Here is a 23,139-nt window from a genome sequence, read left to right as displayed (position 1 = left end):
GACGAACGAGGATCGACATGTTGGACAGCGGCATCGGATCGTGGCCCGCCCGCCGGGCCCGGATGACCCCTGGCGCCCGGGCGTTCGTGCAGGACGACGCGGTGGTGACGTACGCCGACGTCGACCGCCTCGTCGAGGCGGTCGCCCACGGCCTGCGCGCCCGCGGCGTCTCGGCCGGCGACCGGGTCGCCTTCCTGGGCCTGAACTCGATCGAGCTGGCGGTGACCCTCTTCGCCACCGCCCGGCTGGGTGCGGTCTTCCTGCCGCTCAACACCCGGCTGGCGCCGCCCGAGCTGGCCTGGATCCTCACCGACGCCGAGCCTGCGCTGCTGATCCACGCCGACGACTTCGACGAGGCGGTCGCCTCCGAGGCGGTCGCGGCTCTCGGGCTGCCGAGCCATCGGTTCGCCGCCGCCGCCGGCGGCCACGGGCTGGACGCCCTCGCCGTGCCGTCGAAGGAGCGGATCGACGTCGAGGTCGGCCTGGACGACGTGTTCATGATCCAGTACACCTCCGGCACCAGCGGCCGCCCCAAGGGCGTGATGTTGACGCACGGAAACATCGCCTGGAACGCATTCAACCTGCTCGTCGACGTCGACGTCCGCTCCGACGAGATCGCCCTGGTCACCGCCCCGCTGTTCCACACCGCCGCGCTCAACCAGGTGCTGCTCCCGACCTTCCTCAAGGGCGGTACGTCCCTCATCGCTGCCCGCTTCGACCCTGCCGCCGCGATCGCCACCATCGAGCGGGAGCGGGTCACCCTGCTCTTCGGCGTGACCTCGATGTACCAGGCCCTCGCCCAGGAGCCGACCTGGGCGACCGCCGACCTCGACAGCCTCCGCTCGGCCCTGAGCGGCGGCGCCCCGATCCCGCGCACGCTCCTCGACACCTGGCAGAGCCGCGGCCTGCACATCATCCAGGGCTACGGCCTGACCGAGGCATCCCCAGGGACGACCATGCTGCGCGCCGGCGACGGCCTCGACAAGCTCGGCTCGGCCGGCACCCCCTGCTTCTTCACCGACGTACGCGTCGTCGCGCCCGGCGACGAGGAGGCGGCTCCCGGCCAGGCCGGCGAGGTGCACGTCAGCGGTCCCAACGTGACACCCGGCTACTGGCGCAACGAAGCGGCGACGGAGGCTGCCTTCGACGGGCCCTGGCTGCGTACGGGTGATGTCGCGATGCTCGACGACGACGGCTTCCTCTATGTGGTCGACCGGGTGAAGGACATGTTCATCAGTGGCGGCGAGAACGTCTATCCGGCAGAGGTCGAGCAGGCGCTCTACACCCATCCCGGCGTTGCCGAGGTCGCCGTCATCGGCGTCCCCGACGAGCGCTGGGGCGAGGTCGGCCGCGCCGTCGTCGTACGCCGCCCCGACTCCGCCCTCACCGAGTCCGACCTGCTCGGACACCTCGACGGACGGCTCGCCCGCTACAAGATCCCCAAGGCCGTCGTCTTCGTCGACGAGATCCCGCACAACGCCTCCGGGAAGCTGCTGAAGTCCCGGGTCCGCGAGCTGTACGGCAACCCGAAAGGACCGTGACCATGCGTTACCAGCCCCGCATCGACACCGGCTCGATCCGAGCCCTCGACATGCACACCCACGTCGAGGCCGACCATCACGGTCACTTCTCGCTCGACCAGGAGCTGATGGACGCCTCGGCGGCCTACTTTCGCGGCGATCACCCACGCACCCCGACCGTCGACGACCTCGCCGCCTACTACCGCGAGCGCGACATGGCAGCAGTGATCTTCACCGTCGACGCCTCCACCGGCCTCGACCATCCGCCGCTGTCGAGCGAGGAGATCGCCGAGCGCGCGACCGAGCACGCCGACGTGCTGATCCCGTTCGGCTCCGTCGACCCCCGCAAGGGCGAGGCCGCCGTGAAGCAGGCCCGTCGTCTCGTCGAGGACTACGGCGTACGCGGCTTCAAGTTCCATCCCGGCCTGCAGGCCTTCTCGCCGGCCGACCCTGACTTCCGCCCGCTGTGGGCCACGCTGGAGGAGCTCGGCGTGGTCGCGCTCTTCCACACCGGCCAGACCGGGATCGGTGCCGGCCTCCCCGGCGGCCGTGGGATCAGGCTGCGCTACTCCGACCCGCTGCTCCTCGACGACGTAGCCGCCGACTTCGCCGACCTCCAGATCGTGATGGCGCACCCGGCCGTCCCCTGGGTCGACGTGCAGATCTCGATCGCGACCCACAAGGCCAACGTCCACATCGACCTCTCCGGCTGGTCGCCGAAGTACTTCCCGCCGCAGCTGGTCAAGCAGCTCAACGGGCCGCTGCGCCGCAAGGTTCTCTTCGGCTCCGACTTCCCGGTGATCACCCCTGACCGCTGGTTCAGCGACCTCGAGAAGCTCGAGATCAAGGACGAGGTCCGGCCGCTGCTGCTGAAAGAGAACGCGATCCGCCTGCTCGGGCTGGCCTGACCAGCGTTTTGACCATCGCACCTATTGACGGGGTGACGGGCACCACCCAGTATTGACAGGAATCCTGATAAACAGGAATCCTGAACGGAGCCCGCAATGACCCTCATCCCCGACGGCAGATGCCCGGCCGGCCCACGGACGCACATGGGCCGGATCCTCGCCAGCACCCCCACCGGCCGTCCCAGACCCGTCTACGACCCTCGGCCGACGGTCGGGACGCACCGCGGCAAGGGCCACTGACATGCCCGCCACGTACGAGGACCAGCAGCTCTTCATCGGCGGCCGGTCGACCGACTCGGTGAGCGGCCGACGGATGGACGTCACCGATCCCAGCACGGGCAAGGTGCTGACGAGCGTGCCGGCGGGCGACGCCGCCGACGTCGCTGCCGCGGTGGCGGCCGCCCGGGAGGCCTTCGACACCGGGCCGTGGCCACGGATGAGCGGACGCGATCGCGCCCGCATCCTGCACCGTGTCGCGGACCTGATCCGCGAGCGGGCCGACGAGCTGGTCGAGGTCGAGAGCCGCGACGTCGGGAAACCCGTGACCCTGGCCCGACACGTCGACGTCGAGACCGCGGCCCAGCAGTACGAGTACTGCTCCGCGCTGGCGCAGACCCTCGACGGGTCCGTGCGGGACACGCCCATCGCCGCCCTCGCCTACACCCGGCGCGAGCCCCTGGGTGTGGTGGGTGCCATCACCCCGTTCAACTTCCCGCTGGTCCTGTCCAGCAGCAAGATCGCGGCCGCCCTGGCGGCCGGCAACACGGTCGTGCACAAGCCGGCCGACGACACCCCGCTCAGTGCGCTGTTCATGGCCCGGCTCCTCGCCGATGCCGGGGTGCCCGACGGCGTACTCAACGTCGTGACCGGGACCGGTCCGGAGGCCGGCGACGCACTGCTGCGCCACCCGGGGGTCGACAAGATCGCGTTCACCGGGTCGACGGCCGTGGGCCGCCGGGCCGCGAGCGTCGCGGGCGAGCACCTGAAGCCGGTCACCATGGAGCTCGGTGGCAACGGCGCGCACATGGTCTTCGCCGACGCCGACATCGAGATCGCCGTGGGTGCCGTCATCAAGGCCTTCGTCTTCAACACCGGCCAGTTCTGCATGGCCGGACCGCGACTGCTCGTAGCCGCGGAGGTCCACGACACGGTGGTGGACATCCTCCGGCACGCGGTCCCGGGCGTACCCCTCGGCGATCCGCGAGACCCGGCGACGATCATCGGCCCGATGGCCGGAGACCAGCACCGCAAGAAGGTCGAGGAGTACGTCGCCCTCGCCCGCCAAGAGGGCGGCGAGATCGTCACCGGCGGGGAACGTCCGGACCTCGGAGACGACCTCGCCGACGGGTTCTACTACGCACCGACGGTGATCACCGGGCTGCCCGCGGACTCACGCGTCGTCAACGAGGAGGTCTTCGGGCCCGTCCTCACGGTCCAGTCGTTCGCGGACGAGGACGAGGCCGTGGCGCTCGCCAACTCCACGGCGTACGGGCTGGCGGCTGGCCTTCACACCAGCGACCTCACCCGGGCGCACCGAGTCGCGGGCAGGCTCGAGGCCGGCATCGTCTGGGTCAACGACTGGGCGATGCTCGACCCCGCGGTGCCGTTCGGCGGTGTCAAGCAGTCCGGCTTCGGCCGCGAGTACGGCCCGGAGGCACTCGAGGCGTACACGAAGGTCCGATCGGTCGTCATCTCCCTCCCGCCCACGACGTCCGCGACCGGGGAAAAGTCATGAGCACCACGACCCAGGCAGCGGTGGTCGAGTCCGCCGGTGCCCCGTTCACCCTCGGAGACGTCGAGCTCGACGCGCTCCGTCCCGACGAGATCCTGGTGCGGATGGTCGCCGCCGGGCTCTGCCACACCGACCTCGGTGTGGCGAGCGGCGGACTGCCGTTCCCGCTCCCGGGCGTACTCGGGCACGAGGGTGCCGGTGTGGTCGAGGAGGTCGGATCCGGAGTACGCAGCCTCGTCCCCGGCGACCAGGTGCTGCTGTCGTTCAGCTCCTGCGGGACCTGCGCCCAGTGCCGTGACGGCCATCCGGCCTACTGCGACGTCTGGCTTCCCGCCAACCTCATCGGCGGCGCCCGGATGGACGGGGTCTCCCCGGTGGGGAGGAAGGGGGAGCCGATCGGCGGCCACTTCTTCGGGCAGTCCTCCTTCTCCCGCCTCGCGGTCGTCGACGAGCGCAGCGCCGTACGCGTCGGCCCGGAGGCCGACCTGTCCCTGCTCGCGCCGCTCGGCTGTGGTGTGCAGACCGGGGTCGGTGCGGTCTGGAACGTGCTCGCGCCGCGCCCAGGGTCCTCGGTGGTGGTCCTCGGCGCGGGTGCCGTCGGCCTGTCGGCCGTGATGGCCGCACGCCTCACTCCGGCCACCCGGATCATCGCGGTGGACCGGGTGGCCGAGCGGCTCGAGCTCGCACGCGAGCTGGGGGCGACCGACGTCATCGACGCGGGTCAGGGCGACGACCTGGCCTCGGCGCTGAAGGACCTGACCGGCGGCGGCGCGGACGGCGTCGTGGAGACGACCGGCAACACCGGCGTACTCCGTCAGGGTGTCGACGCCCTGCGCGCCCGGGGCATCGCGGTCATCGTCGGGGCGCCGCCCTTCGGCACCGAGGTCGGGATCGACGTGAACGCGATGCTGCCCGGCAAGCGAGTGACCGGCCTGACCCTCGGCGACGCCGAGACCCGCACCCTCATCCCGGCACTCGCGCGCCTGGTCGCCGACGGGCGGATGCCGCTGGACCGGTTGGTCCGGCGCTACCCGTTCGAGGACATCCAGAAGGCCGTCGCCGACATGGTCTCGGGCGTCACGGTCAAGCCGGTGCTCACGTTCTAGCGCGTCAAGCGAACGATCACGACCAGTCGGGAGAGTACGGCCGATTGAACGTGTCCGGCCGGAACGGGATGAACCGGGCCGGTCCGAGGTCGAGGGACTCCGCGACCCGGTTCATCCGGGCCGGGGTCTCTCGGCCGTGCCACTCGCCGGTGTCGAGCCGGTGCAGCAGGAGGTTGGCTGCCGCGACGCGCTCGGCGTCGGAGAAGCCGCAGTGCTTCGGTGTCTCGACGTAGGTCTGACGCAGCAGGTCCGAGTTGCCCGCCCGCGTGACCTCGTTCTGATACTCGCTCTGCTGGGCGACCGTCGAGATCTGGTCGCCGATATTGCTCATCGTCACGACCGGCACGCTGATCCGGCCGTCGAACTCGGTCCCGAGAGCGAAGCGCTTCACCGCGGCGGGATCAGCGCTGATCCTGTCGTAGTCGTCGACCCTCGAGACGTCGGTCTCTACCGACAGCCCGGCCTGCCGGTAGAGCCTGGACACCACCCGGCGCGTCTCCGGTGAGGCGTTCGCGAGCTGCGCGGCGTAGTCGACGCCGGTGTTCCACGACGGGTTGCCGCCGACCAGGGCCTCGAAGGACCGCCGGCTGCTCATGGCCTGACCGATGTAGGGAAGAGAGTCAGCGGCGAGGGCGCCGTACCAGCCCCGCTGGTACGCATCGGCGTCCCGAGCCTCCGGCCGAGGCTCCGACTCGGACCACGCGGGCAGCTGGCCGATCGTGGCGGCCAGCGCGATCCGGGCGCGCCCGGCCGGCGTCTGCTGAGCCTCGGCGAGGCGTTCCTGCCAGGCCGCGATCGAACCCTTGACGTCCTCGGGGATGCCGACGACAGGCAGCGTTCCGGCGGGGTCGAGCAGCGTCGAGAGGACGAAGACCGTGTCGAGCTTCTGGTTCCACTGCGAGACGGTGCCGGACAGCCCGCCGCACATCGAGACGACGCCGTCGATCGAGTCCGGGTAGTGCTGGGCGACGCCCGCGGCGACGAAGCCGCCCATCGAGCTGCCCATCGTGATCCGCCGGTCCGCCTCGCCGGCGGCGTCCTCGAACCGGTCCAGCGCCTCCACCTGGTTGGCGAGTGCCCCGGGGATGTTCCATCCCGTCACCGTGCGGGTCGTACCGCCGTACGCCGCACCCTGCTCGACCAACTGCTCAGCAGTCGGGGAGACCGTGGCTGAGCCGGCGAAGTCGAGGTCGACGAAGACGGTGCCGTTCCAGTCGTCCGGGACCAGGAAACGGTAGGGCGTCGAGTCGGCGAGGTGTCCGCTGATCACGGTGGTCTCCTTCGCTGCCATCGCGGGGGTGCTGAAGGCCAGCAGCGCCGGCGCCGTTACAACCGCAGCGGCGGCCGCGGCGATCATGGTTCTCGGTCTTGCGTTGAGGTGCATCACAGCTCACTTTCATTGTCGGGTCGTGCGTCGAGGCGGTTCTCGCCACGTCGAAGGGTGTGGAGGGCGACGGCGAACGCGCAGGTCAGAGCCACGGCAGCGCCCGTCAGCAGGGACACCCGCCCTGAGGTGCGGTCGATGACCCAGCCGCTGATCAGACCGCCGAACGGGGCCATCCCGACGTTGCCCAGCAACATCAGAGCCATCACGCGGCCGACCGCCTGTGCCGGCGCCGCGGCCTGAGCGACCGCGTGGATGACGGCCGTGTAGAAGCCGAAGCCGAGCCCGAGCACCGGGGCGAGCACGAGGAAGACCGCGAGCGTGCCGGGCAGGGCGCTGGTGAACAGGGTGGCTCCGAGCAGTGCGCAGCCCGCTGCGAGCGTTCCCGTCGACACCCTGGGCAATGCGGTCGCGACCAGGCCTCCAGCCACGGCGCCGACGGCATTGAGGGCGTGGTTGAGGCCGACGCTCGTCGCCGATCCGTCGAAGGTCAGGGCCACCACGGAGGTGAGGACGATGTTGAGGTTGAGCGCCAGGAGCGCGATCACGGCGTTGACGACCAGGAGGAGCCGCAGCGCCGGGTCCTGCAGGAGATCACCGAGCCGACCGGGACCCAGGTCGAGGCGCCGCACCAGGCGCTCCTCGCGGGGACGTACGAAGAGCAGCAGCACGAACACGAGCAGGAAGGAGACGGCGTTCGCCAGCAGGCACACCACCGGACCGGCCGCCTGGAACAGCAGCCCGGCCAGGCCGGGTCCGATCGAGCGGCCGGCCGCCACCGCGATCGTGCTCAGCGACACCGCCCGGCCGAGCCGGTCCAGGGTCACCAGCGACCGGATGATCGCCTGGGCGGCGACCCGCTCGAACGCGTTCACCGCCCCGAGGCACGCGACCAGGCCATAGACCGCGAGCAGGCTCGGGGTGCCTGCCGAGACCACGGCGGCGAGCAGCGACACCACCACGGCCGACAGTGCCGCGCCGATCAGCAGGACGGCTCGCGAGCTGACCCGGTCCACGATCCGGCCCGCGTGGATGCTGAGCAGCAGGATCGGCAGGAACTGCGCGAAGGTCACGCCGCCGAGGGCCTGGGCGCTGCCGGTCGCTTCGAGCACCACCAGCGACAGGGCGAGATTCTGAAACCAGGTGCCGATGTTCGTGATCACCTGCCCGACGAAGTAGCGGAGGAAGCCGGGCTGGGCGAGCGGAGACAGGATCCCGTCGTACGACATGAGGTCAGTCCCCGGCCGGCACCCGCTCGCGCAGGAAGTCGGCGATCCGCTCAGGGATGCGAGCCGCGCCGCTCGAGCGTGAGTCGGCGTTGTTGGCGCGGATCTCCAGGACGGGGATGCCCTCGGCCTCCAGAGCCTCGGAGATGAACCGGCCGCCCGGGGTGTCGTCGGCGACCAGATGGACGACGCCGTCGACGCCGTGGGCCTGAGCCTCCTTGACGTACCACTCCGCCGACCACGGCGGAACGTAGAGCAGGTCGGTCAGGCCGACGAACCGGGCCGCGAGCGCCCGGAGCGGATCGGGTCCGTAGCGGACGTAGCCGTCCGCCGCGATCGCCAGATACATCGACCAGACGAACACCGCACCGAAGTCCTTGTGGAACCGCTGGTAGAGGTCGAGGTCGGACCAGAGGCCCCGACCGATCCACATCAGCCGGCGCCGCTCGCCGGGACAGACGGCGACGCAGTCGTCGATGCGCTGAGCTACCTCGTCGTGCAGCCGGCGAGCCGCGTCAACCGCCCACTGCGTGCCACGGTGCCACTGCGGGACCATCACCGCGGGCATCGTGTCGTTGACCAGGACCGGTGCCGGCCGGGCCGCGGCGAGGAGATCGCGGGTGCGCCGGTTCCACTCGGCCTGCTCGTTGGCCAGCCGCATGATCTCCGCGAAGCGGTCCTCGTCGAAGGCGCGTCCGGTGCGCTCCTCCAGCCACCCGATCAGGTCGTCGATCTCGTCCTGGAGGAGATCGAGGCGATCGGTGCCGAACGCCGTCTCCCACTCATACGGCACCAGCTCCCACCATCGCGGAGGCACCGGGTCGGCCGCCGTACGCGAGAGGAGGTACGTCTCGGTCCCGGGCCGGCGGCCCCACTGCTCGAATATCTTGTGGGTCACGTCGCCATGGCTGTCGGCGATCGCGAACGCCGGGTTCGGCAAGCCGCCCCAGGGCTGCTGGTCGAGCGGCAGGGCCTGGGCGCCGAGCGGCATGGCGTCGTACTGCTGGCTGTGGTCCGGAAGGCCGGTCTCGGCCAGCATGCGCATGCTCGCCGGTCCGAGTCGCTTGGCGGAGATGATCGAGGCCCACCATTGGTTGACCACGTACGGCACGTCGAACGCGCGCAACACCTCGTGCGGCGCATCGGCGTTGACGAGCGCGATCGGGTCACCGTCGCGCGCACGTCCCGCCATGTCGGCGAACCACTGCTTCTGGTGCTGCGTCGCGGCGCGTGCCGCTTCGAGCCGGCTCATGAGATGACTCCTGCTGTGGATGCGAGCTCGGCCTGGATCTCGGCCACGCCCTCCTGTGCCGCGGCCACTGGGTCCTCGGCGGACCGGATGCGGGTGCGAGCCACGAGCGGGACTCCGCGGCGGCGAAGCTCCAACCGCTGGTGAGGCAGATCCCATGCCGGCGCGTCGTCGTGCTCACGCACCAGCGCCAGCGCCGCTCGCGCGTGGGCCTGCTCGGCGCACCTCGCGGTGTACGCCGCTCGTGCTGCGGCCAGGCCACCCGTGGCCGCAGCGGGGCGGGCGAGGTGTGCCGCCGCCAACCCGTCGATCACCTCGCCGATGGTGGGTGCCTCGACGGCGACACCGAGCCAGGCCAGATCACCGGTGTCGTGGTCCTCGCCGACCACGACGACGTCTCCGGTTCGCTCCAGGGCGTCGTAGACGCCGGGGTCTGGGTGGTTGCTCCCGGTCACGTAGACGGGCGTCGCGCCGGGTGCGGTCGGAGCCTGGGCCTCGGTCACCGCGGCGACCGCGTTCTCGGGCGGCGTCGCAGCGGCAGCATGGTAGGCGCGGAGGGCCGCCGCACCCGTACAGCGGCCGGTCCGACGACGCTCACGCATCGTCTCGAGCGCACGCCCAACCGCCAGCTCCCGCTCGGCGGCGTGATGGAGCGATCTGGTGTCGGCGCGGTGGCCCGTGACCTGCTCGCAGAACTCGAGCAGACGGGAATACTGCCTCCCCACGAATCGTCGGGCTGTCGGGCTGCTCAGGCGCGGAGCATCGACGAGGTGGACAGGGAAGGGCAGGCGCCCACGCTGGGCGAGGATGCGCAGGACGTAGAAGATGCGGAGGTTGGCCTGCGAGTCATGGCAGACCAGCAGCCCGGCGAGATCGTCGTGCCGACCGGACAACAGACCGTCCAGGATCAGACCCGCGACCGCGTCGACGGTGCCGAGCAGCTCGCCCGCCTCGGCGGAGACGGCCTCGTGCCAGGATCCGAGCAGGCGCTGCGGGACGGCACCCGTGGCGAGCACGAGCTGGCGGGGGACGTCGTCGCCGACGATCCCGATCCGTGGCACGGCGCCGGTCACAGGACGCCGGCTTCCCGCAGCTTCTCGACCCGGTCGGCGTCGTAGCCGAGCAGGTCGCCGAGCACGCTCTCGGTGTGCTCGCCCAGGCCCGGAGCCGGAGCGGTGATGTCGACCTGGCTACGGGAGAAGACCATCGGGATCCCGCTGCCATAAAGACCGTCATGGTGTCCGAACTTGGGGTGGATGAGCGGCGTGACCTCGCCGCGCCCCGTCACGAGCTCGTCGCGGACCGCCTGAGCCGTGTCGCGAACCGGGGCGACTGGAACCGAGCTGGCCTCGAGCGCAGCGAGGGCCGACTCCAGGGTTCGCCCGGCTGCCCAGTCGCCGATCATCCGGTGCAGGGTGTCGGCGTTGGCGACGCGGGCGTCCCGGGTGCCGAACAGGTCCGAGTCGACCAGGTCGCCGTGGCCGATCGCGGCCAGGACGCCGCTCGCGAAGGCATCGGTCGGGGCACAGATGGCGAACCAGCCGTCCTGTGCCCGGAAGGTGCCGAAGGGTGCGAGCCGGGGCACCAGCGAACCCGTACGCAGCGGGAAGCCGACCGACTCCAGGGCATCGAACGGTTCACAGGCGACCAGCGAGGTGAGACTGCCCAGCATGGAGACATCCACATGCTGTCCTTCGCCCGTGCGCTCGGCGTGGAGGACGGCGGCAAGGGTGCCGATGACCGCGAACAGCGGGGCGACCAGGTCGCCGATCGGCAGCCCGAACCGCACCGGCGGGTCACCGGGCTCGCCTGCGGTCATCATCACGCCGCTGAGCGCCTGGATGATCGTGTCCATCGCCTTGCCGTCGCCTGCCACGCCCTGGGCACCGAAGCCGCTGATGGAGGTGTAGACGACGCGGTCGTTGACCGCCTGGACGGCCGGGAAGTCGATGCCGAGCCGTTCGGTGACACCCGCGCTGTAGTTCTCGACGACGATGTCGGCATTGCGGACGAGATCGAAGAAGACCTGCCTGCTCTCCGGCTGCTTCAGGTTGAGCGTGATGCTCTCCTTGCCGCGGCCGCGGGACAGCATCGACACCGACATGTCGTCCGGCGAGGACCGGCGCAGCTGCAGTCCCTCGGCGGTCAGGTAGGGCGAGTTGTTGCGGGAGGAGTCGCCTCCCCGCGTTGGGTTCTCCACCTTGATCACCCGCGCGCCGAGACCGGCGAGCAGCAGTGTCGCGTAGGGGCCGGCGAGCGCTGTCGTCAGATCGATGACGGTCTTTCCGGCCAAAGGTCCCGAACTCATGTCACACCTCGGCTTCTCAGGGTTCCTGGCATTCAATATCAAGCAAGTTGATATCACGAAGATTCGTAAGTCCACAAGGCCAAGGCGCTCGAGAGCCATTCTCGGCGCACAGAGGCGTCCTCCGACAAATTTCTGCGAAGGTATTGACAGGATCCCTGACTGATGCTGATATCAAGTCACATGAGAAGTGCTGTTCGTCACACGACCTGCGGCACGACCGGATCACGACCGAACTGGAGTGCACCATGCAGGTAAGGACGACTGCCTCACTTGTCTCGATCGCCCTCGCCGGAGCCCTTCTCGCGGCCTGCGCCAACGGCGCGGCCGAGGAGTCGGGCGCGGCGTCGGGGAAGGTGGACACCGACGCCCCGCTCTACGACGCGCTTCCGAAGGACGTCAAGGACGCCGGGGAGCTGGTGGTTGTGGGCGATGCGCACCCGCCCTATCGCACCGTCGAGAAGGATGGCGAGATCACCGGCATCGACCCCGACCTGTGGAAGGTGCTGGGCGAGCAGCTCGGCGTACCCGTTCGGATGGAGGTCGCCCAGTCGATGCCCAGCATCCTGACCGGGATGCAGTCCGGTCGGTGGCTGGCCTGGAACGGGCCGGTGCAGGCGAACCCGGAACGCGAACGCGCGTTCGACGCCATCACCTGGCTGCAGACCCGGACGACCTACGTCTTTCCGAAGGAGAACGCCGATGCGCTCGCCGGCGACGACGGGCCGTGCGGCCAGACCATCGCGATCGTGGGCGGCAGCATCACCGAGAGCGAGGTCGAGAAGCTCAACACCTGGTGTACCGAGCGGGGTGAGCCGGCCAACGAGCGTGCCGACTACGCCGACACCAACGCCACGCTCCTCGCGGTGAAGAGCGGCCGAGCCGACTTCGCCGGGATGACCGAGACCGCTGCGCTCGACGTGACGGCCGCTGACGAGACGTACGACTACGTCACCCAGACGGACGAACAGGGCTCGGGCGTGAGTCTTCTTGCCCTGCTGACACCTAAGGACAGCGGTCTGGGGGAGACGATGCACGAGGCGTTTCAGAACATCTTCGAGAACGGTGACTACCAGCAGGTTCTGGAGAAGTGGGGCCTGGAGCCGGTCGCCGTCGAGGAGCCGCTGATCAACCCGACCACGAAGCGTGAGCCCTCATGACGGTGGCTGACACGCTCCTTGCACGGCCAGACTCGGCGCGACCCGACGCGGCGACCGCCCGGCCCAGGTTCCGGCCGGGGCGGCTCGCGTCCGTGGGGGCCCTCGCTGTTGCCGCCGTACTGGTCCTGATCTGGGCGGCGACCAATCCTCGGTTCGAGTGGGCCGTCGTGGCGGACCTCATGTTCGACCCGTCGGTGATGTCCGGGTTGGGGATGACCCTCTTCCTCACCGTTGTCTGCATGGCACTCGGCACCGCCATCGGCACCGCGGCCGCCGCGGGTCAGCTGAGCGACTTCGGCCCGATCCGATGGACCTGCCAGCTCTATGTCGGTCTGCTGCGAGGCGTACCGCCGCTCGTGCAGTTGATCTTCTGGTTCAACCTCGCCTACCTGGTGCCGCGGCTCTCGGTCGGGTTCGCGTCCTGGTCCGTCAACGACCTGATCACGCCACTGACTGCCGCGATCATCGGCCTCAGCCTGCACGAGAGCGCCTACATGGCGGAGATCATCCGTGCGGGGATCATGTCGGTCGACAGCGGGCAGCGCGATGCGGCCCGGGCCATGGGCTACTCGGGGCGTCAGACGTTCTGGAAGGTGGTCTTCCCGCAGGCCCTGCGGGTGATCGTGCCGCCGTCGGGTAGCCAGTTCATCGCGCTGCTCAAGGGCACCTCGCTGGTCAGCGTGATCACCCTGACCGACCTCCTCTACTCCGTGCAGATCATCTACGGCCGGACCTACCAGGTCGTGCCGCTGCTCCTCGTGGCCGTGATCTGGTACCTCCTCGTCGTGACGCTCCTGACCCTTGTTCAGCGCCGCATCGAGAGGCGGCTCGGCCGCGGCTATGACCGGTCGACGTCCGTCCGGGCCCGCTCCCTGGAAGGGGATCCCGCATGACACAGGCATCAACGGAACCCGTCATCCGGGTCCAGGATCTACGCAAGCGCTACGGCGACAAGGTGGCGCTCGACGGTGTCGAGCTCGAGGTGAACGAGCAGGAGGTCGTTGCCGTCCTGGGTCCGTCCGGCTCGGGCAAGTCGACTCTCGTGCGATGCATCCACCAGCTCGAGACCATCGACGGCGGTGCCATGTTCCTCGACGGGGCGCTGCTCGGCTACGAGGCGCATCGCGGGGGCTACCGCACGCTGAGCGAGAGCCGGGTGTGCGTGCAGCGCCGGCGGATGGGCATGGTCTTTCAGCAGTTCAACCTGTTCCCGCACTGGACCGTGCTCAAGAACATCACCGAGCCCGCGGTCTCCGTCCACGGCCAGACTCGACGACAGGCGGAGGAGCGCGCTCGCCACCTCCTCGACCGGGTCGGCCTGTCCGACAAGGCCGACGCGCACCCGCGTCACCTGTCCGGTGGTCAGCAGCAGCGGGTGGCCATCGCTCGAGCGGTCGCCACCCGGCCCCGGGTCGTGCTGTTCGACGAGCCGACCAGCGCGCTCGACCCGGAGCTGGTCGGCGAGGTGCTCCAGGTCATGAAGGATCTCGCCGAGACCGGGATGACGATGGTCGTGGTCACCCACGAGATGGAGTTCGCCCGGGACGTCGCCGACCGCTGTGTCTTCATGGCCGACGGCAAGGTCGTCGAAGAGGGTCCCTCGGACCGGTTCTTCTCCGATCCCCGCACCGAGCGGCTCCGTGCATTCCTGTCCCGCTACTCCGGTGAGCGTCGTTCTCCGGTTGACCTCGAGAAGGTGTCGTCATGACCGTACGCATCGCCGCAGTCGGCGACATCGTGCTGCAGCAGCCCGAGACCGAGAAGCTCTTCGAGCCCAGCTCGGCGATCCTGCGCGCGGCTGATGTCGCCATCGGTCAGATCGAGGTGCCGCACACGACCTCGACCGAGACGACCGGCATCACCGTCCCGTCGCCGCCGGCCGAGCCGGAGGCGCTCCGCGCGATGGCAGAGGCCGGCTTCACCGTCGGCACGACCGCAGGCAACCATGCGTTCGACCTCGGTACGAAGGGGGTCGTCGACACGATCGAAGCGGCCGCTGCGTACGGGATCGCGACGACGGGCACCGGGGCGAACGTCGCCGCCGCGGTCACCCCGGTGGTGACGTCCGTCCGGGGGCGCACCGTAGGCGTGCTCAGTTACAACTGCGTGGGCCCGCGGGAGTCGTGGGCGACGAGCCTCAAGGCTGGTGCGGCGTACGTCAAGGTGATCACCCACTACGAGCTCGACGACGCCAACCCGGGCAATCCGCCGACCGTCTACACGTTCTGCGACAAGACGTCCCTGCGCGCGATGACCGACCAGGTCGCCGCGCTGGCCGAGCGGGTCGACATCGTGGTGGTGGCCCTCCACAAGGGGATCGGGCACACCCCGGCAGTGATCGCCGACTACGAGTTCGAGGTCGCCAGGGCGGCCGTCGACGCCGGCGCGGACATGGTGGTCGGTCACCACGCGCACATCATGCGCGGCGTCGAGGTCTACCGCGGCGCCCCGATCTTCCACGGGCTCGGCAACTTCGTCACGGTCACCGACGCGTTGACCCCGGATGCCGACAACGACTCCGAGGAGCTGCGCGCCTGGGCGAAGCGCCGCCGGGAGCTGTACGGCTTCGAGCCCGACCCCACCATGCCGGCGTACCCGTTCCATCCGGAGAGCCGCAACACGGCGATCGCGGTGATCGACGTCGACGACGACAATCGCGTACGTCCCGCCTTGATCCCGTGCTGGATCGACGAGCAGGCGCGGCCGACGCCACTCGCGCAGGGTGAGGGCGACTCCGTGGTCGCCTACATCGAGGGCATCTCCCGGACAGCGGGGCTGACGACGAGCTTCCGTTGGGCCGACGGTGGGACGGCGGTGGTCGTGTCCTGATCCCCGCTGCCCGGAACAGCCTCATGGGAGACTCTGATCCCGCCCTCGCCCTGATGTGAAAGTGGTTCACCCCATGTCTGAAGAGCCAGCGGCCACGCCGCGCCCGGCGGCGCCCGTCGGACCGGAACGGCTTCCCACGGCGGCGTTCTCGCGGATCGAGTACGTCTCCCAGCGGCTCGCGCGCGCACTCCAGCGGGCGACCGAGCTGATCGCGGCGAGGCAGTCGATCTCGGTCTCGGAGTACCGCATGCTCCTGATCCTGAGCGACCACGTGCCGAGGTCGAACGCCGACCTCGCACGGCTTATGTTCGTCTCCTCCCAGGCCGCCCATCTGGTACTGTCCGACCTGGTCTCGCGCGGGCTCGTCGAGCGGACCCCTCACCCCGACAACCGGCGGATCAGGCTTGCGCGCCTCACCGACGACGGGCTCGCCAAGCTCAACGCCTGCCTGGCCGAGATGATCGCTGTCGAGGACCGCATCTATGCGGGGATGCCGGCTGCCGAGCGGGGTCTGCTGCTCTCCTCGCTCCACCACGCGGCCGAGGTGTTGGCCGGTGGCTACTTCGGAGACGAGGACACCGAGCGCGAAGCGGTTCGGCTGCGCGCCGGGCAGCGCGCGGGGAGCGCTGAGGGCGCCTAGATCCCGGGATCCGCACCGGGTCTGCCTTCGCGATGGGTTGACGGGCGTGATGCGCGTCACTCACAATTGCCAGGAATCCTGATAAACAGGAATCCTGAATGGAGCCCCCAATGACCCTCACCTCCGGTGGCAGGACGACCGGTCCACGTACGCAGATGGGCCGGATCGTGGCCAGCAGCTTCACGGGCAGCTTGATCGAGTACTACGACTTCCTGCTCTACTCCACCGCCTCGGCCGTGGTCTTCAACCAGGTCTTCTTCTCCAACCTCGACCCGGTGACAGGCACGATCGCGTCCTTCGGCACCTTCGCCGCCGGCTACCTGGCGCGCCCGCTCGGCGGCGTGATCTTCGGCCACTTCGGCGACCGGCTCGGCCGGAAGAAGATGCTGGTCCTGACCATGCTGATCATGGGTGTGGTCAGCTTCCTGATCGGCTGCCTGCCGACGTACGGCCAGATCGGTGCGGCCGCGCCGGTTCTCCTCGTGCTGCTCCGAGTCATCCAGGGTGTCGCGATCGGCGGCGAGTGGGGCGGCGCGGTGCTGATCACCGCCGAGCACGCCACGTCTCGGCGCGGGCTGTGGGCCTCGTTCACCAACGCCGGCGCCCCGGCGGGCATGGTCCTCTCGACCGCGGTGATGGCGGTGATGGCCTCGGTCACCACGCCCGAGCAGTTCACCGCGTGGGGCTGGCGGGTGCCGTTCCTGCTGAGCATCGTCCTGCTCGCGGTCGGCCTGTGGATCCGCCTCAGCGTGATCGAGTCGCCCGCCTTCGAGGCGATGAAGGAGAAGAAGGCAGAGGCGCGTACGCCGCTGCTCGACGTCCTCCGCAACCACCCGCGTACGCTCCTACTGGCCGTCGGCGTCGGGCTCGGTGCCTTCGTCGTGCAGGGGACGCTGACCACCTTCCTGATCAGCTACGCCATCGGGGCCGGCTTCGAGCGCCCGACGGTGCTCAATGCGCTGACCGTTTCCTCGGCCGGCGCGGTCATCGGCATCCTCGGCTGGTCGGCGCTCACCGACCGGGTCGGTCGCCGGCCAGTGGTCCTCGCCGCCGCCGTCGCGACCGCCGTCTTCGCGTACCTGCTCTTCCCGATGCTCGACAGCGGCAGCGTTGCGCTGCTGGTGCTCGCGGTCGTCCTAGGGCAGTCGGTCATCCACGCCGCCTTCTACGGCCCGCTCGCCGCGCTGATGAGCGAGGTCTTCAAGACCTCGTCGCGCTACACGGGCGCCTCGCTCGGCTACCAGCTCGCCGGCATGGGCGCGGGCCTGTCGCCGCTCCTCTTCGCCTCGCTGCAGAAGGCCGGCGCCAGCACCGTCATGCTCTCCACGGTCATCGCGGCGTTCTGCCTGTTGAGCGTGTTCTCCCTGGTCCGGCTCGGCGAGACCAGCGACCGAGAACTCGTCGACGCCTGACCCCATGGCACACCGCGCCCGCCGCGTGAACCGCGGCGGGCACGGTGAGTCGACGTGGATCGCCGAGGCGTTATCGGTCTCGAACCGGCCGCCGAGCGGCGAGGTATTCCGTGGGCATGCCCGGACCGGGTCGCACCACGACCTGATCAGGGGGAATCTGCCCGTGCTGCTCGCACCGCGTCTCGACGTGAACCGGTTCGCCGCAGTCGGCGTGCAGGTAGTCGATCGGCCGGCCGTCGGGTGCGAACCAGGTGTCTCCCCATTCCGTGAGCGCGATCAGCGCCGGCCGCAGGCCCTGGGCCATCGCGGTGGGCCGGTAGTCGCCGGCGTCGTCGCGTGTCATCAGGCCCGACTCGACGAGCGTCGCGAGGCGCGTCTTCAGGATGTTCGTGGAGATGCCGAGGTTGTGCTGGAAGTCGCCGTATCGGGTGACGCTGGCGAAGATCGCGTCCCGCAGGATCAGCAGCGTCCAGCGCTCGCCCACGATCTCCAGCGAGCGCGCGATGGAGCAGATCTGGCCGTCGTACGTCTTTCCGAGCACGAGGATGACTCTAGCAAATCACTTGCATGATGAAAGTGCGTGCGTCTACGGTGGACTTGCATGATGCAAGTCACAGCCGATTTCAAGGGGACAGCCATGAGCGACCTGACCGCAACCTTCACCGTCGACGCCACCCCTCAGGAGGCGTACGAAGCCATCAACGACGTACGTTCCTGGTGGGGTCACCACATCGCCGGGCCCACCGACCAGGTCGGTGCCGAGTGGTTCTACCTGGTGCCCGACATCCACTACTCCAAGCAGCTCGTCAAGGAGCTGGTCCCGGGGGAGCGCGTCGTGTGGGAGTTCACCGACGGCTACCTCGACTTCATCGCGGACAAGAAGGAATGGATCGGCACGACCGGTCGCTTCGACATCGTCCCTGACGGCGCGCAGACCCGCGTGACCTTCACCCACGAGGGCCTCGCGCGCGGCGACGAGTGCTTCGACGTCTGCTATGACGCCTGGACCCACTACATCACCGTCAGCCTCAAGGGCCGGATCGAATCCGGTGAGGGCACGATCCGGACGCAGGACCAGGACAAGGCCGCGGTAGGCCGGTAACGCCTCATCTGCTGGTGAGGAGTGGTCGATTTGGGCCCGCCGGAGCCGCTCGGGAGGGCCAAAAGTGACCACTCTTCGAGCGGTCGATGGGCCGCCGGTCGTGCTCTCGTGCCTGGTATTACTTGAACATGTTGAAGACCTGGCCCGGCCGCGGTCGTCTGGCGTTGTACGTCGCCGCGACCGTGCTCGGGATCGTGGAGGCCGCGGTCCTGACCACCGACCCCTACGAGGTCGCGGGCGGGGTCGCTCTGCTGATCGGGGTCACGCACGCCGCCTCGATTCCGTTGGCGCTCCGGCGTCCGGTGGAGGCGGCCGGTCTCTCCCTGGTCGCGGTCACCGTGGCCGCACTGGCGATCGCGAGGGTGAGCGAGAACGGATGGCCATGGATGGTGCCGCCGCCGACGCTGACCCAGCTTCTGGTGCTGGTGGTTCTGACCCTGGTCGCCGGGTGGCGGCTGGCGGCGATCACCCTAGGCATCCAGGTCGCCGCCGGGGTGGTCCTGGCCATGGTCGGATGGGCCTGGAACGACATCGGCGACTCGCTCGTGGAAGTAGCCAACTTCGCCTCGCTCGCGCTGCTGTTCGGCGCCCTCGCCGCCGTCGCCAGACGGCTGGCCGAGAGTCGCAGCGCCCTGCGCGAGGAGCACGAGCGTCGCTCGGTCGTCGAGGAGAAGGCCCGCATCGCCCGCGAGCTCCACGACGTGATCGCCCACAACATGTCGCTGATCACCGTGCAGGCCAGGTCGGCGCCGCACCGGGTAGACGACGTCAGCCCGGCGGCCGAGGCGGAGTTCGACGAGATCGCCGACCTGGCGGCCTCGGCGCTACGGCAGATGCGTGGGGTGCTCGATGTGCTGCGTACGGAAGAGGGGCAGTCGGGCCGGGTCCCGGTGCCGGGTATCGACGGGCTGGCCGATCTCTTCGAGTCGGCCCGCGGGACCGGGCAGCGGGTCGAGGTGCGCGGTGATCTCCCTGAGCTCACCGACGTGGCTCCCGAGGTGGGCACCGCGGCCTACCGGATCGTGCAGGAGGCACTCAGCAACGCCCGCCGCCACGCTCCCAGCGAGCCGGTCGGCGTCGATCTGACGATGGGGGAGGAGGGCCTCGGGATCCGGGTCGCCAACCCGCTCGACGGTGCCGCCCCAGCCTCGTCCACCGAGACCAGCGGCGGAGGTCATGGGCTGATCGGGATGCGCGAGCGTGCAAGCGCAGTCGGCGGGAGCATCACCGCTGGGGCCCGCGACGACGAGTTCGTCGTCGACGCGCGGCTCCCGGCGCAAACCGCGGTGCGCACACCCGCCAAACGCGGTAGGAAGACCTCGTGAGCGAGCGCCAGCGAGTGAACCATGAGTCCAACACGCCGCCGCGTCCGTATCCTGGCGCTTGCGCTACGGGGGTGGCGGCGTGACGGTGAAGATCGTGGTCGTTGACGACCAGGAGATGGTGCGCTCCGGCTTCGTGGCGCTGCTCGGTGCCCAACCGGACCTCGAGGTGGTCGGCACCGCCGCCGACGGATCCGAGGCGTTGCAGGTGGTGCGGCGTACGCATCCCGACGTGGTGCTGATGGACGTCCGGATGCCGGTGATGGACGGGATCGAAGCGCTCCGGCAACTGTCCGAGAACCCGGCCACCGCACAGACCAAGGTGGTCATGCTGACCACCTTCGACGCCGACGAGTACGTCCACGAGTCGCTGCGCCTCGGCGCCAGCGGGTTCCTGCTCAAGGACGCCTCGCCCGACGAGCTCGCCTCCGCGATCCGGGTGGTCCATGCCGGCGAGGCGCTGCTCTCCCCGTCGGTGACCCGGCAGGTGATCGCGCAGTTCGCCCGCGCGCCCAGGAAGAGGCGTGCCGACCCGCGCCTCAAGCAGCTCACCGAGCGTGAGCGCGAGGTGCTCGAGAACATCGCCCGCGGCAGCTCCAACAGCGAGATCGCCGCCGAGCTCTTCCTGGCCGAGCAGACCGTGAAGACCCACGTCAGCCGCATCCTCGGCAAGCTCGGGCTCCGCGACCGCGCCCAAGCCGTGGTCTTCGCCTACGAGAGCGGCCTCGTCGCTCCCCACGTGTAAGAGCGCGTCCTAAGGGTCATCCCGCACTACCCCGGTAGGGGGTCGAATGGCTCCCCAGAGTGACGCGCAGCGGGAGATCTGATTCCTACCGTCACAGCCATGACAGTTGTGACGCCGCTCAGATACGGCCTCAACGAGGCCGACGGAACCATCGGACCCCGGCTCCTCGCCTGCGACCCTCCCGGAGGGGCGCGGGTCGTCGAGGCCTTCGGGGATGCTGCCACCGCCGACCACATCGCCGTCGTCGTGCCCGGCAACGGCCACCACCTCGGCAACTACTTCACCAGCACCGAAGCCCACAGTCCGCGGTCCCGCGGGCAGTTGTTGCTGCGTACGATGCAGGCGATCGCGCCGGAGAGCCGGTCGGCCGTCGTGGTCTGGCTGGGCTACCACTCGCCGCCGGAGTGGTACAACGCGATCACCAACGGCCCCGCCTACGCCGGTGCGCAGGATCTGGCGAACCTCACCCACTACCTGCCGCGCGCCGCCCACCTCACCCTGATCGGCCACAGCTACGGCTCGACGGTGGCCGGCCTCGCGCTCGCCAGCGCCCGCGCCGAGGACTGCGTCGCGCTGGGCAGCCCGGGGATGGGCGTCGTGCACCGCTCCGAGCTCGGGTCACGCACCCGGCTCTGGGCCGCGTACGGCGAGACCGACCGGATCCGGCTGGTCCCGCAGGTGCGGCTCGGCCGCCTCGGTCTGGGACGCGGCCCGCTGCATCCCGAGCTCGCCGCGACCCGCTTCGGCACCGGCGACATCCCCGGCCACTGTGGCTACTACGCCGAGGGCAGCGAGTCGCTGCTCAACATCGCCCGGATCGCGCTGGGCCGCTACGACGAGGTGACCCCGGCCGGCACCACCACCGCCCCAGTCCGATCCACCCGACCCGCACGATCCATCGCAGCCATGGAGGCAGCAGCATGATCACCGACGAACCCGCCATCTGGACCCAGGGACTCCGCAAGAGCTACCCCGGCCGCGGCGCCGCCCTGGACGGCATCGATCTCGCCGTCCCCGCCGGCACCGTGCACGGCCTGCTCGGCCCCAACGGCGCCGGCAAGACCACGACCGTACGCATCCTGGCCACCCTCGCTTCGTTCGACTCGGGCCAGGCCTGGGTCGCCGGCCGCAACGTCGCCCGTGACCGGGCGGGGGTGCGAGCGCGCATCGGCATCGCTGGACAGTACGCCGCCGTCGACGGGATCCTGAGCGGCCGCCAGAACCTGGAGATGTTCGCCCGCCTGCACCGGATGCGGGCCCGGGAGGCACGAGCCCGCGCGGACGAGCTGCTCGAGCGCTTCGACCTCGTCGAGGCCGCCGATCGCCCGGTGCGGGGTTACTCCGGAGGCATGCGCAGGCGGCTCGACCTCGCGGTCAGCCTCATCCGCAGCCCCCGCGTGCTCTTCCTCGACGAGCCCACCACCGGCCTCGACCCGCGCAGCCGCCTCGAGGTCTGGGACGCGGTCCGCGAGCTGGCCGACTCCGGCACGACCGTGCTGCTGACCACCCAGTACCTGGAGGAGGCCGACCGGTTGTGTTCACGGATCACGATGGTCGACCGCGGTCGAGTCGTCGCCGAGGGGTCGCCCGCCGAGCTGAAGTCCAGCGTCGGCGGCCGTGACCTCGACGAGGCGTTCCTGCTGCTGACCGAGGGGGCCTGAGATGAGCACGCTAACTGAGGTCGCTGACACCCACGGATCACGCATCACGTGGGCGGCGGTCGACACCTGGGTCGTGGCAAAGCGCCACCTCCTCCATCTCGTACGCCGCCCCGACGAGCTCCTCGGCACCCTGATGATCCCGGTGATGGCCGTGGCCATGTTCGGCTTCGTCTTCGGCGAGGCCTTCGGCGTCGCGATGGACGTGCCCGGGGCGGAGTATCGCGAGTTCCTGCTCCCCGGCCTCTTCGCGCTCACCATGGCGTTCGGCATCGGCAACACGACGATCTCGGTCGCCGAGGACGTACGCGGCGGGGTGCTGGACCGGATGCGATCCCTCCCCATGTCGCCGGTGGCGGTGCTGGCCGGGCGCGCCCTGGCCGACATGATCCTGGCCGTGGTCGAGCTGACCATCCTCCTCGCGCTGGGGACCCTGTTCGGCTGGCAGGCCCATCTCGGGCTCGGTGCGGTGATCGCCGCGCTCGGGCTCCTGATCCTCCTGAGAATGGCGTTCTCCTGGGTCGGCATCCTGCTCGGTCTGCTGGTCAGCGGTCCCGAGGCGGCGATGAAGTACTTCGCGCTCGTCTTCCCGCTCGCCATGGTCGCCGACACGATCGTGCCGACCGACCTGATGCCGGGCTGGCTCGCCCTACCCGCCGAGTGGAACCCGCTCTCGTCGACCGTCATCGCCACCCGCGAGCTCTTCGGCAACATGGCCGCCCCTGCCACGACCTGGGTCGGCGAGCACGCGCTGACCATGGCCGTCCTCTGGCCGGTCGCCATCATCGCGATCTGCCTGCCGCTGGCCATGGCCCGCCTGCGGCGACTGGGGCGGTGACCA

At 69.9% G+C, this 23,139-nt stretch carries 23 protein-coding genes; 17 read left to right on the top strand and 6 right to left on the bottom strand.

Features of this window, described 5'->3' with window-relative positions; all coding sequences use genetic code 11:
* Positions 1-17: 17 nt before the first annotated feature.
* The 5 genes from ABTW65_RS10990 (at position 18) to ABTW65_RS10970 (ending at position 5,266) form a co-directional block, all read left to right on the top strand.
* On the top strand, positions 18-1,541 hold the full coding sequence (locus tag ABTW65_RS10990) for an acyl-CoA synthetase (protein ID WP_350660109.1): 1,524 nt from the start codon (positions 18-20) through the stop codon (positions 1,539-1,541).
* A gap of 2 nt (positions 1,542-1,543) precedes the next feature.
* Positions 1,544-2,428 (top strand): 4-hydroxyphenyl-beta-ketoacyl-CoA hydrolase, encoded by an 885-nt coding sequence (gene couO / locus ABTW65_RS10985; protein ID WP_502890559.1) that lies wholly within the window; start codon positions 1,544-1,546, stop codon positions 2,426-2,428.
* 96 nt (positions 2,429-2,524) lie between these two features.
* Complete coding sequence (locus ABTW65_RS10980) at positions 2,525-2,668, top strand: hypothetical protein (RefSeq protein WP_350660107.1); 144 nt, start codon at positions 2,525-2,527, stop codon at positions 2,666-2,668.
* A gap of 1 nt (position 2,669) precedes the next feature.
* Complete coding sequence (locus tag ABTW65_RS10975) at positions 2,670-4,163, top strand: aldehyde dehydrogenase family protein (protein ID WP_350660106.1); 1,494 nt, start codon at positions 2,670-2,672, stop codon at positions 4,161-4,163.
* Positions 4,160-5,266 (top strand): NAD(P)-dependent alcohol dehydrogenase, encoded by a 1,107-nt coding sequence (locus tag ABTW65_RS10970; protein WP_350660105.1) that lies wholly within the window; start codon positions 4,160-4,162, stop codon positions 5,264-5,266. The genes ABTW65_RS10975 and ABTW65_RS10970 overlap by 4 nt, the downstream gene beginning before the upstream one ends.
* 16 nt (positions 5,267-5,282) lie before the next feature.
* On the opposite strand, the gene ABTW65_RS10965 is transcribed toward ABTW65_RS10970, so the two are convergent.
* Genes ABTW65_RS10965 through ABTW65_RS10945 form a run of 5 tightly spaced genes read right to left on the bottom strand, consistent with a single transcriptional unit; the run spans position 5,283 to position 11,433 of the window.
* Positions 5,283-6,623, bottom strand: a complete 1,341-nt coding sequence (locus ABTW65_RS10965; protein WP_350660104.1) for an alpha/beta fold hydrolase — start codon at positions 6,621-6,623, stop codon at positions 5,283-5,285.
* A 26-nt stretch (positions 6,624-6,649) separates the two neighbouring features.
* Positions 6,650-7,879, bottom strand: coding sequence for an MFS transporter (locus ABTW65_RS10960; RefSeq protein ID WP_350660103.1), 1,230 nt, complete (start codon positions 7,877-7,879; stop codon positions 6,650-6,652).
* Positions 7,880-7,883: 4 nt separating this feature from the next.
* Positions 7,884-9,128 (bottom strand): 2-hydroxyacyl-CoA dehydratase, encoded by a 1,245-nt coding sequence (locus ABTW65_RS10955; RefSeq protein WP_350660101.1) that lies wholly within the window; start codon positions 9,126-9,128, stop codon positions 7,884-7,886.
* Positions 9,125-10,198 (bottom strand): 2-hydroxyacyl-CoA dehydratase family protein, encoded by a 1,074-nt coding sequence (locus ABTW65_RS10950; protein WP_350660100.1) that lies wholly within the window; start codon positions 10,196-10,198, stop codon positions 9,125-9,127. The genes ABTW65_RS10955 and ABTW65_RS10950 overlap by 4 nt, the downstream gene beginning before the upstream one ends.
* Complete coding sequence (locus ABTW65_RS10945) at positions 10,195-11,433, bottom strand: CaiB/BaiF CoA transferase family protein (RefSeq protein ID WP_350660099.1); 1,239 nt, start codon at positions 11,431-11,433, stop codon at positions 10,195-10,197. Before ABTW65_RS10945 ends, ABTW65_RS10950 begins: the two co-directional genes overlap by 4 nt.
* A 245-nt stretch (positions 11,434-11,678) precedes the next feature.
* Here ABTW65_RS10945 and ABTW65_RS10940 point away from each other — a divergent pair, with 245 nt between their 5' ends.
* From ABTW65_RS10940 to ABTW65_RS10915, 6 genes are all read left to right on the top strand, one after another.
* A complete protein-coding gene (locus ABTW65_RS10940; RefSeq protein WP_350660098.1) occupies positions 11,679-12,590 on the top strand; it encodes a transporter substrate-binding domain-containing protein in 912 nt (303 codons plus the stop codon).
* Entirely contained in the window at positions 12,587-13,483 is an 897-nt protein-coding gene (locus ABTW65_RS10935) for an amino acid ABC transporter permease (RefSeq protein ID WP_350660097.1), read from the top strand. Before ABTW65_RS10940 ends, ABTW65_RS10935 begins: the two co-directional genes overlap by 4 nt.
* Positions 13,480-14,298: an amino acid ABC transporter ATP-binding protein gene (locus ABTW65_RS10930; RefSeq protein WP_350660096.1), complete on the top strand. Its 819-nt coding sequence runs from the start codon at positions 13,480-13,482 to the stop codon at positions 14,296-14,298. The genes ABTW65_RS10935 and ABTW65_RS10930 overlap by 4 nt, the downstream gene beginning before the upstream one ends.
* A complete protein-coding gene (locus tag ABTW65_RS10925) occupies positions 14,295-15,419 on the top strand; it encodes a CapA family protein (protein WP_350660095.1) in 1,125 nt (374 codons plus the stop codon). The genes ABTW65_RS10930 and ABTW65_RS10925 overlap by 4 nt, the downstream gene beginning before the upstream one ends.
* Before the next feature lie 73 nt (positions 15,420-15,492).
* Positions 15,493-16,059, top strand: a complete 567-nt coding sequence (locus tag ABTW65_RS10920) for a MarR family winged helix-turn-helix transcriptional regulator (RefSeq protein ID WP_350660093.1) — start codon at positions 15,493-15,495, stop codon at positions 16,057-16,059.
* Positions 16,060-16,169: 110 nt separating this feature from the next.
* Complete coding sequence (locus tag ABTW65_RS10915; RefSeq protein ID WP_350660092.1) at positions 16,170-17,471, top strand: MFS transporter; 1,302 nt, start codon at positions 16,170-16,172, stop codon at positions 17,469-17,471.
* Positions 17,472-17,541: 70 nt separating this feature from the next.
* Here the strand turns inward: ABTW65_RS10915 and ABTW65_RS10910 are convergent, their stop codons facing one another.
* Positions 17,542-18,012 (bottom strand): winged helix-turn-helix transcriptional regulator, encoded by a 471-nt coding sequence (locus ABTW65_RS10910; protein WP_350660091.1) that lies wholly within the window; start codon positions 18,010-18,012, stop codon positions 17,542-17,544.
* Positions 18,013-18,108: 96 nt separating this feature from the next.
* Here ABTW65_RS10910 and ABTW65_RS10905 point away from each other — a divergent pair, with 96 nt between their 5' ends.
* From ABTW65_RS10905 to ABTW65_RS10880, 6 genes are all read left to right on the top strand, one after another.
* Positions 18,109-18,573: an SRPBCC family protein gene (locus ABTW65_RS10905; RefSeq protein WP_350660090.1), complete on the top strand. Its 465-nt coding sequence runs from the start codon at positions 18,109-18,111 to the stop codon at positions 18,571-18,573.
* Between the two features lie 128 nt (positions 18,574-18,701).
* Positions 18,702-19,898 (top strand): sensor histidine kinase, encoded by a 1,197-nt coding sequence (locus ABTW65_RS10900; protein WP_350660089.1) that lies wholly within the window; start codon positions 18,702-18,704, stop codon positions 19,896-19,898.
* Positions 19,899-19,977: 79 nt separating this feature from the next.
* Complete coding sequence (locus ABTW65_RS10895; protein WP_350660088.1) at positions 19,978-20,640, top strand: response regulator; 663 nt, start codon at positions 19,978-19,980, stop codon at positions 20,638-20,640.
* A 99-nt stretch (positions 20,641-20,739) separates the two neighbouring features.
* A complete protein-coding gene (locus tag ABTW65_RS10890; RefSeq protein ID WP_350660086.1) occupies positions 20,740-21,564 on the top strand; it encodes an alpha/beta hydrolase in 825 nt (274 codons plus the stop codon).
* Positions 21,561-22,301 carry an ABC transporter ATP-binding protein gene (locus tag ABTW65_RS10885; protein WP_350660085.1) on the top strand — a complete coding sequence of 247 codons (741 nt, stop codon included), beginning with the start codon at positions 21,561-21,563 and terminating at the stop codon, positions 22,299-22,301. Before ABTW65_RS10890 ends, ABTW65_RS10885 begins: the two co-directional genes overlap by 4 nt.
* 1 nt (position 22,302) lies before the next feature.
* Entirely contained in the window at positions 22,303-23,136 is an 834-nt protein-coding gene (locus ABTW65_RS10880; protein WP_350660084.1) for an ABC transporter permease, read from the top strand.
* Positions 23,137-23,139 lie beyond the last annotated feature (3 nt).

The sequence above is a fragment of the Nocardioides sp. NPDC127503 genome, assembly GCF_040302165.1.
Lineage (GTDB): Bacteria > Actinomycetota > Actinomycetes > Propionibacteriales > Nocardioidaceae > Nocardioides.
This window is presented reverse-complemented; position numbering and strand designations above follow the sequence as displayed.

What these genes read in the sequence shown, in the direction of transcription:
- ABTW65_RS10930 (WP_350660096.1), top strand. Translation starts at nt 13,480, where the DNA reads ATGACACAGGCATCAACGGAACCCGTCATCCGGGTCCAGGATCTACGC.
- ABTW65_RS10890 (WP_350660086.1), top strand. Translation starts at nt 20,740, where the DNA reads ATGACAGTTGTGACGCCGCTCAGATACGGCCTCAACGAGGCCGACGGA.
- ABTW65_RS10900 (WP_350660089.1), top strand. Translation starts at nt 18,702, where the DNA reads ATGTTGAAGACCTGGCCCGGCCGCGGTCGTCTGGCGTTGTACGTCGCC.
- ABTW65_RS10980 (WP_350660107.1), top strand. Translation starts at nt 2,525, where the DNA reads ATGACCCTCATCCCCGACGGCAGATGCCCGGCCGGCCCACGGACGCAC.
- ABTW65_RS10925 (WP_350660095.1), top strand. Translation starts at nt 14,295, where the DNA reads ATGACCGTACGCATCGCCGCAGTCGGCGACATCGTGCTGCAGCAGCCC.
- ABTW65_RS10990 (WP_350660109.1), top strand. Translation starts at nt 18, where the DNA reads ATGTTGGACAGCGGCATCGGATCGTGGCCCGCCCGCCGGGCCCGGATG.
- ABTW65_RS10965 (WP_350660104.1), bottom strand. Translation starts at nt 6,623, where the DNA reads ATGATCGCCGCGGCCGCCGCTGCGGTTGTAACGGCGCCGGCGCTGCTG.
- ABTW65_RS10975 (WP_350660106.1), top strand. Translation starts at nt 2,670, where the DNA reads ATGCCCGCCACGTACGAGGACCAGCAGCTCTTCATCGGCGGCCGGTCG.
- ABTW65_RS10885 (WP_350660085.1), top strand. Translation starts at nt 21,561, where the DNA reads ATGATCACCGACGAACCCGCCATCTGGACCCAGGGACTCCGCAAGAGC.
- ABTW65_RS10955 (WP_350660101.1), bottom strand. Translation starts at nt 9,128, where the DNA reads ATGAGCCGGCTCGAAGCGGCACGCGCCGCGACGCAGCACCAGAAGCAG.
- ABTW65_RS10970 (WP_350660105.1), top strand. Translation starts at nt 4,160, where the DNA reads ATGAGCACCACGACCCAGGCAGCGGTGGTCGAGTCCGCCGGTGCCCCG.
- ABTW65_RS10915 (WP_350660092.1), top strand. Translation starts at nt 16,170, where the DNA reads ATGACCCTCACCTCCGGTGGCAGGACGACCGGTCCACGTACGCAGATG.
- ABTW65_RS10905 (WP_350660090.1), top strand. Translation starts at nt 18,109, where the DNA reads ATGAGCGACCTGACCGCAACCTTCACCGTCGACGCCACCCCTCAGGAG.
- ABTW65_RS10960 (WP_350660103.1), bottom strand. Translation starts at nt 7,879, where the DNA reads ATGTCGTACGACGGGATCCTGTCTCCGCTCGCCCAGCCCGGCTTCCTC.
- ABTW65_RS10940 (WP_350660098.1), top strand. Translation starts at nt 11,679, where the DNA reads ATGCAGGTAAGGACGACTGCCTCACTTGTCTCGATCGCCCTCGCCGGA.
- couO (WP_502890559.1), top strand. Translation starts at nt 1,544, where the DNA reads ATGCGTTACCAGCCCCGCATCGACACCGGCTCGATCCGAGCCCTCGAC.
- ABTW65_RS10935 (WP_350660097.1), top strand. Translation starts at nt 12,587, where the DNA reads ATGACGGTGGCTGACACGCTCCTTGCACGGCCAGACTCGGCGCGACCC.
- ABTW65_RS10945 (WP_350660099.1), bottom strand. Translation starts at nt 11,433, where the DNA reads ATGAGTTCGGGACCTTTGGCCGGAAAGACCGTCATCGATCTGACGACA.
- ABTW65_RS10920 (WP_350660093.1), top strand. Translation starts at nt 15,493, where the DNA reads ATGTCTGAAGAGCCAGCGGCCACGCCGCGCCCGGCGGCGCCCGTCGGA.
- ABTW65_RS10880 (WP_350660084.1), top strand. Translation starts at nt 22,303, where the DNA reads ATGAGCACGCTAACTGAGGTCGCTGACACCCACGGATCACGCATCACG.